Below are 13,399 nucleotides of genomic sequence, written 5' to 3'. Positions count from 1 at the left end.
GATGACACGAAAATTTTCTGATTATCTTATACCAACTTTAGAAATTTGTACAAAAAAATAAAGATTTAGTTAATGATGTTTTTTTATTTGCTTACAAAAAAATAACACACTAGAATTTTTATTAGGACAAAGTACGAACTTGTACGGGATTTCTGCAAAAGAGGTAACAAATCATTCATGATGAATGTACGTACATTCAGTTAACCAAAAACAAAAATTTTTGGAACGCATTATAGTTAAAGTTTAGCTTCAATTCTTGAAGATAATGTCAATTTTCAAGCTGATACTAACCTAAATAAGGATTTGCAAACTTGTGAAATATAGTTACAAAAGGTTTGTACATTTTACTATGTGAACTGCCTGAGTAATTGTTTATTATTCACATCAAATCAATCAAGTATTTGTTAATCAGCATTTGCAAACATACTCTCAAACATAGTTGCAAAGAGTATGCATTTTTTGCTATGCAAGCTGCGTGAATAATTGTCTAGATATTCACGCCCCATTAGACAATCAAGCATCAACAACAACCCACTTATCTGCTAGAATAATGACTGCAACTCTTTCTTTGGATGCTAAGATATCCAACCAATTACAGCAAGTTTTGTTAGAACTCACAACAGCACAGGATTTGTCTCTACATCCCTTTGTTCAACGCTTTGCCAAAGGAGAATTTTCACAAGATGCAATCCGCCAGTTTGCAATGAAAATGCTACCTGGCTCAAACAGATTCAATATGGCTTTTCTGAAAGTCGCGTCTAAAATGGATAGTTACCATGCTAGAACGATTATGCTAGAAAATGCATTTACTGAGCATGGAGAACTCAACTCAGACCTTGCTCATGTAGCATTATTTATGCGTTTTATGAAAGGTATTGATTGCCCTCAAATTGATATCAATGCCGATGATGGAGCGTTTCTCATTCCGGCATTACGTTTTAAGAAATTTGAATTTTGTGATGATGAACCTATAGTACGTTCTTTAGGAAGATTTGCAGCAATTGAGCAAGTTTTACCTGGAATTTTCATCAAATACATCGAAGGGCTTCGTAAGATATTTAAAGGTATTGATGACCATACCATCGAATATTTTCATCTCCACTGCCACTTAGACCCAGAACATACAGACGAATTGATTCAAGTGGCGCAAATTTATACCAAGTCTGAGAAAGATGTTGAACTCTTCCGTGAAGGAGTTGAAGATATGGTTAAATCAATTGGCGATATGTTTTCTTGGATGGATGAAAACATTGAAAAAGAAGCGTTGACTTTACGAAGCTAATACCAAAGCGAATCTCAAAATTAAAGTTTAATTAAAGTTATCCAAAATTACCAGTCTTATATATTGTAAGTTGGTTAATTTTGGAAATTTTTTTATCAAAACAGAATTAAGGCGTCAGTTGTCAGAATACAACAAGGTTATTATTCTATACGACTAACGCCAAGGCGCGGCTGTTCTTGCTTTGCTCCTGAATTCTTCGGCAATTTTTGAAAGTCTCTATTAAAAGCCTTAGATAGTAAATGTAATTCCAGGAGTGAGCACACTCAAACTGATATCCTCAGCTACAGCAATTACGTCACCGAATGCGGGCGCTCCGAAGAAGATGACCGTATCTAATATCTTCTACAATATTCCTTCCTCTAACCAAGGAGGTGCAAATGAGTTAAAATCATTAGATAGAATTGGGCGATCCATCCATCTCCATTTTTTCCAATCTTCTTCATCTGCATACAATATCTTTGATTCCATTAGTTCACCTTGCTCATCGTAAATTTCAATAAAGTCACCGCTATTATCCCACCCATCATCTACATAACCATGGATACAAATAGCGAAACTTATAACTTTATTGATAGAGATTTTAAAAACACAGATTTCACTTGCAGCGCGTTTTGCGTACCAAATATGTCGTTTAAAAGCATTCAAAATACCTGCTGGTACTTCTTCTTTTAAAGCTTTAATAGCAAATTCTTGAATGTCAATAGCTTCATCATTAAATGTATCTTCAGGAGTAAAAATAACACATCCTATTTCAAATTTTTCTTGAAAAGTCTCGCAAATATTATATTCAAAATCAGTTCTAATTTTTTCTTTGTAAAATTGATTGCAACACATTCTTGGGTAAAGACGCGATTCATCGCGTCTCTACAAATGGTCTATTTGTTGCATTCTTTTTTCAAATTGGTATTAGAACTAGCCTTTCAAGGTGGATTAAATTTTGCTCAATAAACTCTCTTTAACCTCTTAACTCTGTGTTCTCTGCGCCTCCGTGGTTAAATAAAATACTTTTGAACCGCACAGACGCAAAGGGCGCAGAGAGAAAAAAGAGATTTTACCAATCAGATAAAAAGGGCTAGTCCTAAAACTAAAATCCTAATTTTTCCAACACTGGCTTTGTGGAAACAACGTGACGGTCTAAACCCAGTTCTTTTGGACTAACGCCAAGTGCCAAAGCAATCAACTGGGGTAAATGCAACACTGGTAAACCTAGCTTTTGTTCAATCACCTTTTCTACCTCTGGCTGGCGCGAATCTAAATTTAAGTGGCACAGAGGGCAAGGTGTAACCATACAGTCAGCACCAGATGCTAAAGCGTCCTGAATATGCATCCCTGCCATCTTGAAAGATTGGGTAGTGGCATAACTAGCAAGAGGCCAACCACAACATTGTGTCCGTCCTCGGTAATAAATTGGTGTTGCACCCACCGCCCGAAACATATTTTCCATCGCTTCCGGTTGGAAAGGGTCGTCATAAGGCACAGATTTTTGGGCGCGCAGGAGATAACAGCCATAAAAAGCCGCACATTTTAATCCAGTTAACTTTCGGGTGACACGTTTGGTAATTTCCTCTAAACCGTAATCTGTCACCAAGGCATAAAGAAGATGTTTAACGTCAGTACTGCCGCGATAAGGCGAACAGCCTTCTTTATTTAGCAAGCCATTAACCTGTTCAATGTAAACAGGGTTAGAAGTCTTACATTCTTTCAAGTGTTCGTTGACGTGACCGATAACACCTTGACAAGTGCTGCAATGGGTAAGTAAAGGCAAATTTAATTCTTCTGCTAGGGCAATATTTCTGGCGTTGACTGTATCTTCTAGCAGTTGCGAATCTTCTTTAAATGTGCCAGAACCGCAACAAGCAGCTTTTTTAAGTTCAACTAGTTCAATGCCCAGTGCTTGGGTGAGCGCTTGAGTTGATTGGTAAAGTTCCCGACAGGCCCCTTGAGCAACACAACCAGGGAAGTAAGCGTATTTCAGTGTCTGAGGTAGCATAGAAGTATGTTTGGGTTAGAGCGATCGCTCTAAACAATAACTGTTTTATTATTCCTTGTTAGCATCATTCTGATGTTTGACGTTTAGCTACCTTTTAAGCGTCTAGGTTAAAAGGCCGCAGCATCTACATATTCTTAATTGCTAGCAAGGCTGTAAATACCGATGAGACATTGTCAAAAATTTTAGTAATAATTGGAAAACCAAAGCATTTACACGGAATCGGCGATGGCGTAGCGCGCTCCACAGTTCAAGTGTTAAGAGAAAACTTACCCCATTTATTTTAAAAATGGCAGAGGTTTTCTAGCAGAAAAACCCTTGGAAGTATGCGGGCGATCGCGCTTGACGATAAGATGTATATGCTCAAAACAATGTCTCCTCTAAAGAGCAGATCGTAGCAAGTGGTTAAGGACTTTTATTTATGAGCCAAACGGACATTTTTGAAAAGGTCAAGAAAATCGTTATCGAACAACTGAGTGTTGATCCCCCAGATAAAGTCACACCACAAGCCCAGTTTATGGAAGACCTGGGAGCAGATTCCCTCGATACCGTTGAGTTGGTGATGGCTTTGGAAGAAGAATTTGATATCGAAATTCCCGACGAAGCTGCCGAGAAGATTAGATCCGTTCAAGACGCAGTAGATTACATCAATGACAAAGTTACCGCCTCAGCTTAACTGAGGATTGGAATTGGGGATTGGGATTGGGGAGATTTTTCTCTAATATCTAGCCACTCTTCGCCTGACGCTGCTAATGTCACTAATGCTGACGTTAACGACAGTCACTTGAAGTCAGCAAATCCGATGCCAGTCGCTCGTAAAGGAAACCTTTAAGACCGCGCTGGCTCACCAGTACCTAGTCGCTAACCTCAAATTTTTTGCCTGCTGCTTTTTCGCCATTTTTAACTGAATCATGACAGATCATACACGTAAACGCGTTGTTGTAACTGGTGTTGGCGCGATTACACCTATAGGTAACACAGCAACAGAATATTGGGATGGATTATTGAGTGGACGTAATGGCATTGACTACATCACATTATTTGATGCGTCTAGCCATGATTGCCGAATTGCTGGTGAGGTGAAAAACTTCGATCCGCATGATTACTTGGAGCGCAAAGAGGCCAAGCGTATGGATCGGTTTTCCCAATTTGGGGTTGCGGCAGCAAAACAGGCTCTAGCTAACGCGGAGTTAACGATCAATGACCTGAATGCAGAACAGGTAGGTGCGATCATCGGTTCTGGCGTTGGTGGGATTAAGGTATTAGAAGACCAGCAAACTATCTACCTCAACCGTGGACCCGATCGCTGTAGTCCATTCATGATCCCAATGATGATCGCCAATATGGCCGCAGGATTAACGGCAATTCACACGGGTGCTAAAGGGCCAAACTCTTGTCCTGTAACTGCCTGTGCTGCTGGTTCTAATGCCATAGGAGATGCTTTTCGCTTAATTCAAGGGGGATATGCCCAGGCGATGATTTGTGGGGGAACGGAGTCAGCTGTCACACCATTGTCGATAGCTGGGTTCGCCGCCTGCAAGGCACTGTCTTTTAACAATGATGACCCGGCTCATGCTAGCCGTCCTTTTGACCGCGATCGCAACGGATTTGTTTTGGGTGAAGGTTCAGGAATTTTAATTCTAGAAGAACTGCAACACGCCATCAGTCGCGGCGCTCACATTTATGCCGAAATGATCGGCTATGGTATGACCTGTGATGCCTACCATATCACCTCCCCCGTACCTGGTGGGCTTGGAGCCGCTAGAGCGATGGAACTTGCGCTTAAAGATGCTGGCATAACTCCCGAACAAATTAGCTATATTAATGCCCACGGCACTAGTACCCCAGCTAATGATTCAACTGAAACCTCAGCAATCAAAAAAGCCTTGGGAGAACATGCTTATAAGGTGGCAATTAGCTCCACCAAATCGATGACAGGTCATTTATTGGGCGGTTCTGGAGGTATTGAAGCAGTTGCAACAGTACTAGCGATCGCAAATGACCAAATTCCGCCGACAATTAATCTGGAAAATCCCGATCCAGAGTGTGACTTAGATTACGTGCCTCACTCTAGCCGCGCTCAAAAAGTCGAGATAGCAATATCCAATTCTTTTGGGTTTGGCGGTCATAATGTCACACTGGCCTTTAAGAAATACGTTTAAAAGAGGCAGGAGAGCAGGGAGCAGGGGAGATGAGGGAGACAAGGGAGACAAGGGGATAAACAAAACTCTTAACTCTTAACTCAGCACGGGCTAAACGCCCCGCTACCGCTAACACCACTCAGCACTGCTAACGCCCAATGCCCAAAGTATCAGAAATATCATTCCGATATAACTTAAGCGTTCAGCATGACCCAATTATCAGCTTGATTTATCACCAGAAACTCAGGAGATCCCGCTTGTCCATCGATAAGCGGGAGTGGGATGATGAGGATACTGTGGGGAATCTAAAATAACCCCAGCAAGAGAAGCTACCAAGAGTGCTAACCCGTCGTTAAAAACAAGAGATTATGACTGTTGCAACCCAATCCGCCAAAGAATTGTCCGTCGAAGAACTGGCTATTAACTCGATCCGCTTCTTGGCTATTGATGCCGTAGAAAAAGCAAAATCGGGACACCCAGGACTACCAATGGGCGCGGCTCCAATGGCTTTTGTCCTCTGGGATCGCTTTTTGAAGTTTAATCCCAAAAATCCCAAATGGTTTAATCGCGATCGCTTTGTCTTATCTGCCGGTCATGGCTCAATGTTGCAGTACGCCCTGCTTTACTTGACAGGCTACGACAGTGTAAGCATTGAAGATATCAAGCAATTCCGTCAATGGGAGTCTAAAACCCCTGGACACCCCGAAAACTTCATGACCCCAGGTGTGGAAGTCACCACTGGCCCACTAGGTCAAGGAATTGCTAATGGAGTCGGTTTAGCGATCGCCGAAGCGCACCTTGCCGCTAAATTTAACAAACCCGATAGCAAGATTGTTGACCATTACACCTACGTAATCTTGGGTGACGGTTGCAACATGGAAGGAATTTCCGGTGAAGCTTGTTCTTTCGCAGGACACTTGGGATTAGGCAAACTCATCGCTCTGTACGACGACAACCACATTTCGATCGACGGTTCCACAGATGTGGCATTCACCGAAGATGTTTCCAAGCGCTTTGAAGCTTACGGTTGGCACGTCCAACACGTCGAAGATGGTAACACGGATTTAGAAGCGATCGCTAAAGCAATTGAAGCGGCTAAAGCTGTTACCGATAAGCCTTCTTTCATCAAAGTAACAACGATTATTGGTTACGGTTCCCCGAATAAAGCAAACACTGCTGGCGTTCACGGTGCTGCCTTGGGCGCAGACGAAATAGCCTTGACTCGGAAAAATTTGGGTTGGGAATACGAACCTTTCGTAGTCCCAGAAGAAGCCCTCAACCACACCCGCAAAGCAGTTGAGCGCGGTGCAGGCTACGAAGAAGAATGGAACAAGACCTTTGCTGACTACAAAGCTAAGTATGGCCAAGAAGCGGCTGAATTTGAACGTTACCTAAACGGCAAGCTACCCGACGGTTGGGATAAGGTACTACCCACCTACACCCCCGAAGACAAAGCAGCGCCCACCCGCAAACACTCAGAAACTTGCCTCAACAAACTGGCGGGGGTTTTACCTGAATTGATTGGTGGTTCGGCTGACTTGACTCACTCCAACCTGACCGAAATCAAGGGTAAAGGCGACTTCCAAAAAGGGCACTACGAAAATCCTAACATCCACTTTGGGGTGCGGGAACATGGTATGGGCGCAATCTGTAATGGGATAGCGCTGCACAGTTCGGGATTAATTCCCTACGGTGCTACCTTCTTAATCTTCACTGATTATATGCGTGCTGCCATCCGCTTATCCGCGCTTTCCCAAGCTGGCGTGATTTGGGTGATGACTCACGATTCCATTGGACAAGGTGAAGATGGCCCGACACACCAACCCATCGAAACTCTCGCTTCCTTGCGAGCTATTCCTAATTTATTAGTGTTTCGTCCCGCAGACGGTAACGAAACCTCTGGCGCTTATAAAATAGCGATTGAAAAAGCCAAGCAAAATGCTCCGTCTCTGTTGGCGTTCACCCGTCAAAACGTTCCCAACTTGGCAGGTACATCGATTGAGGGTGTGGCGAAGGGTGGATATACCGTTGTTGATAGCGAAGGTACACCCGATCTCATCTTGATTGCTACTGGTTCAGAACTGAGCCTCGCCGTCGGCGCAGCCGAAAAACTTAAGGCTGAAGGTAAGAAAGTCCGTGTTGTCTCCCTACCTTCATGGGAACTGTTTGAAGCACAGGATACGGCTTATAAAGAGTCGATTCTGCCGAAAGCTGTCACCAAGCGTTTATCTGTAGAAGCTGCCGCTAGTTTCGGTTGGCACAAATACGTGGGTACTGAAGGCGATACTGTTAGTATCGATCGCTTTGGTGCTTCGGCTCCAGGCGGTGTTTGTTTAGAGAAGTTTGGTTTTAGCGTTGATAATGTATTAGCTAAGGCTAAACAATTGTTGGGTTAATAGCAATAGAATATTCTCAAAATATTGTGGGGTGGGCTAAAAGGCCCGCCTTTTTTTTACATAGATAAGGGTTGAGGAAGATTAACTATAATTGAATAAATCAGTTACGAATTAGGAGGAAGTTATTCAGTAAGTTTCAGGGAAAAGAGATATAGCGATCGCACGGTTATCAAAAATCGTCGATAAGTTAATTCAAGATAATAGTCTTTATCAAGAAAGATTAGATAAACAAGAAATTATTCAACATTTAGTTAATTTATTAGATAAGTTTTCACCAGAATTTCTAAATGCTATCTCTGATGGTGAATTAATGGACAGAATTGACAGTATTTTAGTAATAGAGGCAGTTTCTGGAACATTAAATGATTTAACACCAGAGCAAATAGAGATGTTTGATGCAGCAGTGAAAAGGAGATAGTAATAAAAAATTAAAGTTCCCAAATACAGTTCCTTGTAGAGACATAGCACTGCTACATCTCTTTTTCACCAGATGTCTATTAAGATTTGTATTTATCCTGCTAAAAGTGAAGGTTCCTACAGGGGTAATATTATTTACTAACTTGTTTTAGTTAAACTTAAATTCTCTGTGATATATTTATGTAATCAAGAATACCCGTAATGTAAATATTAAAACTTGGTACTATGTCTAGTCAAGAACAAAATTCCAACAAAGCATTGAAGCAAACGCAGGTTAGCGCAGCAAAGAAAAAAGTACAACCTCCCCCAGACCTCAAAAAACCAAAGAAAACCGAATAAAAATTATTAAAGTTACTTGCAGAGACTTAATTAAATTAAATCTCTGCAATTTACATCAAAAATAAATCAGCTTATTTATTTTTCGCTTGAGTCTTTGCCTGTTCTAAAGCTATTTCTTTAATTGCCTGATATGAATTAACATTTGAAGTACCTTCAATAGCTTTAACTGCCAAATCCTGAACTTGTTTGAGAGCAGATTCCAGTTGTTTAGAAAGATTTTGAATACGCGTCTCTTGATTGGTAATAGTTTGTTCTAGAGATTGCAGTCTTTGTTCATAGAAACGCTTTTGCCCTTCTACTTCCTTAGAATATAAATCTGATTTGACTTTAGCTTGGTAGTGGGCGATGCCTTTACCTTCTTCTGTAGCTTTTTTGATGGCTGCTTCTTTATCTTTCGGAAAAGCCTCTACCTTGGCTTTTAACTCTTCAAATTGTTTTTCTCTTTCAGAAATTGCTTTCTCCCGTTCAGCCCACTGCTTTTCTGTTTCTTGGAGTAATTCTTCCAGTTGCTTATATAGCGATTTCTGCTCTTGTTCGTATTCGTCATTTTGCAGTTGCCGCTGAAGTTCTAAATTATACTTGTACTCTGCTGCATCGCGTTGCCGAGTTTTATTCAAGTTTTCATTCCGTTCTTTTATCGCCCGTTGGTGTTCCTCTTGTTCTTTTCCCCAAGTATTTCTTTGCTCTAGTATTTCTTGGAATAACACTTCAGAACGTTGGCTATATTCTTCCTGATAAGCTTTAGTATTATCTTCATAGGCTTGGATGAGAGTATCCAAGATATCATCAGAAATTTCTAAATTATGCAGTTGTGTTAATTGTTGGATTTCTTCTTCTAAAGTTCGCCTAATTTCTTCCAATTTAGAAGCTTTCGTGGTTAGCTGTTCTGATAATTCATTAGCAGCACTGCCAAAACCTAATTGAATTTTTGCCAAGCTTTCAATTGTATTATTCATCTTCTGTTGGACGCTAGAAAGCTGATTCATAGCTGTTTTTTGTTCTAATTGAGGCTGTTCTTTTGTTCCAGACTCGTTATATTTGGTAACTTTATCGAGTTCTGATTTCAGTGCTGCTTTTTCTTTTGCCAACTCCTCATACGCCTGAAGAATTTCTACTTTAGTATTCTTATCAGTCGGTTTTTTCCCCACCACAACAAATCTCCTCTTCAGGAATTCAAAATGATTAAGATGCTATGAACTCACAACTATTTAGGGTTAGAACTACCAAAAGCCCTCATAGCTAAGTCTTGTGCTTGTTTTAATGCAGTTTGCAATTGAGCAGAAATTCCTTCTATTTGCTCAGATTGTTTCTTAATTGTTTCTTCCAGAGATTGAATTTTTTGTTCATAGCTCTGTTTGTTAGATTCCCATTCTCTTTCAAATAAATCAGCCTCAATTTTAGCTTTTTGACTGGTTTCTTTAATTGCTTCTTCTCTAGCCTTCTTAACGGCTTCTTCCAGTTCGCTAGGAAATGTAGTTACCTTTTGTTCATAATCTGCAAAGAGTGGTTGGCGTTCAGCAAAGATTTTTTCTCGTTCTGCCCAATCTTTCTCTTTCTTTTGAGAATTTTCTAGTATTTCCCTTTGTTGTTGGCGCTTTATCCCTTCGTAGCTGTCGGTATTGAGTTTACGAGTAGTTTCTAACTTATACTGAAATTCTTCTTGTTCTTGCTGGCGATCTTTGGCTAATAAATTGTTATATGCTTGAAGTTTTTCTTCATACTCTGCTTGCTCTTTTTGCCATTCTTTCCGCCTGATTGTAATTTCTTTCTCTAGTGTTTCCCTTTTGCTAATAGTATCTTGTTCGAGAATTTTTAATTTTTCTTGGTGTTCTTGACTTAAAACGTCTAGAGTATCTGCTACAACTCTAATTTGTTGCAGTTCTTGCAGACGTTGAGTTTCAATTTCTATAGCTCGGTTCAATTCATCTAACTTGGAATTTTCCTGAGCTAGTTTTTCAGATAATCCATTGAGAATACTCCCAAACTCTAATTGTAAATCAGCTAAACCTTTGACAATACTATCAACTGTATATGCAGAAGCTGCTTGCAGAATTTCTTGACTTTTTGCCTTTTCTGCTTCCTCTTGTTTGGTTGCTATTTTAGATTCAAGTTTTTTTCTTTGGATAATAATTTGTTGAAATGCTTGCATTAGTTGTTGTTTGCTGTCTTTGACTCCAACTGTAGTCATCTTCCAACTCCCTTCAATAGGCAAATGATTTATTGGGTAGCAAGCCATACCAATGACTACCCTATGCAGACATCAGAGTAGCCTTTTAATCAACATTTTTAACGCAGTGGAAATACTGAAATGATCCACATCTGACACTTAGTGGGTACGAATTTTCCACATATATGTCTTTCTGTTTTTCAGGTATAGTTTTTGCTTTGAGGTTTAGTAGTATTTTTGTACTAAGATAAATATACTTAACCTAATCTCCTCTGTCAAGATAATCTTCATGCAATAATGTCTTTGGATCTTTTGAAGACAGAATCGAAAATTCAAAGTCTTAATTAAAAAAAACTATTAGAAGCTTGCAGCCACAGTGATTTATGATTTAGGAGACTGCTGTGGTGTATGTTACTTTATGTAAATAAAATCTAAAAAAATTAACCCTAGTAGAAGCGCAGTTGCAGTAAAGCGAGATAATAGAGTTAATCATCCTAATTGATACAAGCACAGTCCTAGACTTTTGTGATATCAATGTATACCAGTGAATCGACCAAATACTCTGCCAGAACGGACATTGGACAAACCAGCCGTATTCTAGTAGTAGAAGATGAAGAATTAATCCAGGAAATGCTAGCTGTAGCTCTGGAAGAAGAAGGTTATGGGGTGATAACTGCCCCCGATGGGCGGTCTGCTATAGAGTATCTTAAAAGTTTTGAAACCAATTCAGGGGAACTTCCCTTCGATCTGGTTATTCTTGATTTGATGCTACCGCAAATCAATGGGCTAGATATTTGCCGTTTGCTGCGTCATCAAGGCAACCCAGTACCTATTTTAATGCTCAGTGCCAAGGGTAGTGAAACTGACCGTGTTTTGGGGTTAGAGGTGGGTGCAGATGACTACCTGACCAAACCCTTTAGTATGCGCGAGTTAGTGGCTCGTTGTCGCGCTTTACTCCGCCGCCAACGCTTAAGTAATTTACCACCAATACCAGTATTAAAATTTAAGGATGTCTCTTTAAATCCCCAAGAATGTCGCGTGCTAGTTCGCGGTCAAGAAGTGAGTCTTTCTCCCAAAGAGTTCCGTTTGCTGGAATTGTTTATGAGTTACGCCCGCCGGGTATGGTCACGAGAGCAATTACTCGATCAGGTTTGGGGGCCGGATTTTGTCGGCGATAGTAAAACTGTAGACGTTCACATTCGGTGGTTGCGCGAAAAATTAGAGCAAGACCCCAGTCATCCTGAATATATTGTGACTGTAAGAGGTTTTGGCTATAGGTTTGGATAATTAGTTGGGATAGTTGTTAGTTTTTAGTAGTCACCAAGAAACTAACAACTCAAATGCTTTTATTGGGATTTTTTTTGGGTTTAGCGGTAGGCATTGGGTTTTGGATTTGGCAACAGATTCAACTTAACCGCTACCTGGGGCGCTTACTGCGACCGTTAACCTCGCATTCTGACAAGATGGGACTGCTGCTGATTCCTGGATTGCAGCAGAAAATAGCAATGGTGAAGCAGCAGCGACAAGATTTGCAGCAGTCATTGCAAACTTACCAAGACCTGCTAGATTTTGCTCCAGTGGGATATTTGCAGGTGGATGAGGAAAATCAACTGCTGTGGTGTAATCAACAGGCACAGGAAATTTTGTATCTGCAAAGGTGGCAACCAGAACAGGTGCGCTTGTTATTGGAGTTGGTCAGGTCTTATGAACTTGACCATTTAATTGAGCAAACTCGCGATCGCCAAAAACCCCAGACGGGAGAATGGGTATTTCATCCATCTTGTGATGATGCAGCAGAGATGGCAACAATCAAATCTCTGGCTTTGCGGGCTTCTAGCTTGCCTTTACCCAATGGACAAGTGGGAGTATTTTTAGAAAATCGTCAACCCCTATTAGATATAAATCAAGTACGCGATCGCTCTTTTTCCGATCTAGCACACGAACTTAGAACGCCGTTAACTTCGATTCGCTTAGTTGTAGAAACTTTACAAAACCGCTTAGAACCGCCTTTAAATCGCTGGGTTAACCGCCTGATGCAAGAAGTTGACCGACTAATTAACTTAGTGCAAAGCTGGTTAGACCTTACCCAAATGGAAGCAAACCCAAATATGCAATTGCAAGCCAAAGCTGTAGAATTGCGATCGCTGATTGCATCTGTTTGGGAAACACTAGAACCCTTGGCACAACGCCAACATCTGTCTTTTTCTTATTCTGGCCCCGAAAATCTGTGGATTAAGGCAGATAAACCCCGGATTTACCAGGTTTTTCTGAATTTGCTAGACAATAGCATTAAGTACAGTCCTCCTTGCACAAGTATTCATGTTGAAGCGAAAATATTATCAACAAAGGATAACGATCCTGCTTCCTCAATCTTGGAAATAAATCTTATTGATTCTGGAGTCGGCTTTTCTGAGGTAGATTTACCCCACGTTTTTGAACGATTTTATCGAGGAGATAAAGCGCGAACCCATTCCCCCCAAGATAGTAACTCCATAAGAGCGATTGTCGGCAATGGATTAGGATTAGCGATCGTTGAGCAAATTCTAATCGCTCACGGTGGTTCAATCAAAGCGATGAACCATCCAGAAACTGGTGGTGCGTGGATGCAACTCCAATTTCCTGAAGTTATGGCAAACTCCCTAAGCCAAGACTATAGTTAGTAATATCTTC

The 13,399-nt window shown here is 40.7% G+C and carries 11 protein-coding genes; 7 read left to right on the top strand and 4 right to left on the bottom strand.

The genetic code is table 11. The features are described 5' to 3' along the window. The first annotated feature begins 550 nt into the window (after nt 1–550). On the top strand, nt 551–1,282 hold the full coding sequence (locus NSTC731_RS05630) for an iron-containing redox enzyme family protein (RefSeq protein ID WP_445629951.1): 732 nt from the start codon (nt 551–553) through the stop codon (nt 1,280–1,282). Nucleotides 1,283–1,624: 342 nt separating this feature from the next. Here NSTC731_RS05630 and NSTC731_RS05625 read toward each other — a convergent pair whose 3' ends face one another. Then, complete coding sequence (locus NSTC731_RS05625; protein WP_445629950.1) at nt 1,625–2,116, bottom strand: hypothetical protein; 492 nt, start codon at nt 2,114–2,116, stop codon at nt 1,625–1,627. 250 nt (nt 2,117–2,366) lie between these two features. Then, on the bottom strand, nt 2,367–3,272 hold the full coding sequence (locus NSTC731_RS05620; RefSeq protein ID WP_445629949.1) for a CoB--CoM heterodisulfide reductase iron-sulfur subunit B family protein: 906 nt from the start codon (nt 3,270–3,272) through the stop codon (nt 2,367–2,369). A 418-nt stretch (nt 3,273–3,690) separates the two neighbouring features. Here NSTC731_RS05620 and acpP point away from each other — a divergent pair, with 418 nt between their 5' ends. From acpP to NSTC731_RS05600, 4 genes are all read left to right on the top strand, one after another. Further along, on the top strand, nt 3,691–3,945 hold the full coding sequence (gene acpP, locus NSTC731_RS05615; protein ID WP_445629948.1) for an acyl carrier protein: 255 nt from the start codon (nt 3,691–3,693) through the stop codon (nt 3,943–3,945). 235 nt (nt 3,946–4,180) lie between these two features. Continuing rightward, entirely contained in the window at nt 4,181–5,431 is a 1,251-nt protein-coding gene (fabF, locus tag NSTC731_RS05610; RefSeq protein ID WP_445629947.1) for a beta-ketoacyl-ACP synthase II, read from the top strand. Nucleotides 5,432–5,778: 347 nt separating this feature from the next. Beyond that, a complete protein-coding gene (gene tkt / locus NSTC731_RS05605; RefSeq protein ID WP_445629946.1) occupies nt 5,779–7,806 on the top strand; it encodes a transketolase in 2,028 nt (675 codons plus the stop codon). Between the two features lie 151 nt (nt 7,807–7,957). Continuing rightward, nucleotides 7,958–8,224 carry a hypothetical protein gene (locus tag NSTC731_RS05600; RefSeq protein WP_445632025.1) on the top strand — a complete coding sequence of 89 codons (267 nt, stop codon included), beginning with the start codon at nt 7,958–7,960 and terminating at the stop codon, nt 8,222–8,224. A gap of 409 nt (nt 8,225–8,633) precedes the next feature. Here the strand turns inward: NSTC731_RS05600 and NSTC731_RS05595 are convergent, their stop codons facing one another. Then, entirely contained in the window at nt 8,634–9,713 is a 1,080-nt protein-coding gene (locus NSTC731_RS05595; RefSeq protein ID WP_445629945.1) for a hypothetical protein, read from the bottom strand. A gap of 53 nt (nt 9,714–9,766) precedes the next feature. Then, nucleotides 9,767–10,750 (bottom strand): hypothetical protein, encoded by a 984-nt coding sequence (locus NSTC731_RS05590; RefSeq protein WP_445629944.1) that lies wholly within the window; start codon nt 10,748–10,750, stop codon nt 9,767–9,769. Between the two features lie 513 nt (nt 10,751–11,263). Between NSTC731_RS05590 and NSTC731_RS05585 the strand changes: the two genes are divergently transcribed. Together NSTC731_RS05585 and NSTC731_RS05580 are read left to right on the top strand one after the other, a co-directional pair. After that, nucleotides 11,264–12,016: a winged helix-turn-helix domain-containing protein gene (locus NSTC731_RS05585; protein WP_094349166.1), complete on the top strand. Its 753-nt coding sequence runs from the start codon at nt 11,264–11,266 to the stop codon at nt 12,014–12,016. A 53-nt stretch (nt 12,017–12,069) separates the two neighbouring features. Beyond that, complete coding sequence (locus NSTC731_RS05580) at nt 12,070–13,389, top strand: sensor histidine kinase (protein WP_445629943.1); 1,320 nt, start codon at nt 12,070–12,072, stop codon at nt 13,387–13,389. Nucleotides 13,390–13,399: the final 10 nt, after the last annotated feature.

The organism is Nostoc sp. DSM 114167 (assembly GCF_052692655.1).
This window is presented reverse-complemented; position numbering and strand designations above follow the sequence as displayed.

What these genes read in the sequence shown, in the direction of transcription:
- NSTC731_RS05630 (WP_445629951.1), top strand. Translation starts at nt 551, where the DNA reads ATGACTGCAACTCTTTCTTTGGATGCTAAGATATCCAACCAATTACAG.
- NSTC731_RS05625 (WP_445629950.1), bottom strand. Translation starts at nt 2,116, where the DNA reads ATGTGTTGCAATCAATTTTACAAAGAAAAAATTAGAACTGATTTTGAA.
- NSTC731_RS05585 (WP_094349166.1), top strand. Translation starts at nt 11,264, where the DNA reads ATGTATACCAGTGAATCGACCAAATACTCTGCCAGAACGGACATTGGA.
- NSTC731_RS05580 (WP_445629943.1), top strand. Translation starts at nt 12,070, where the DNA reads ATGCTTTTATTGGGATTTTTTTTGGGTTTAGCGGTAGGCATTGGGTTT.
- NSTC731_RS05620 (WP_445629949.1), bottom strand. Translation starts at nt 3,272, where the DNA reads ATGCTACCTCAGACACTGAAATACGCTTACTTCCCTGGTTGTGTTGCT.
- NSTC731_RS05590 (WP_445629944.1), bottom strand. Translation starts at nt 10,750, where the DNA reads ATGACTACAGTTGGAGTCAAAGACAGCAAACAACAACTAATGCAAGCA.
- fabF (WP_445629947.1), top strand. Translation starts at nt 4,181, where the DNA reads ATGACAGATCATACACGTAAACGCGTTGTTGTAACTGGTGTTGGCGCG.
- tkt (WP_445629946.1), top strand. Translation starts at nt 5,779, where the DNA reads ATGACTGTTGCAACCCAATCCGCCAAAGAATTGTCCGTCGAAGAACTG.
- acpP (WP_445629948.1), top strand. Translation starts at nt 3,691, where the DNA reads ATGAGCCAAACGGACATTTTTGAAAAGGTCAAGAAAATCGTTATCGAA.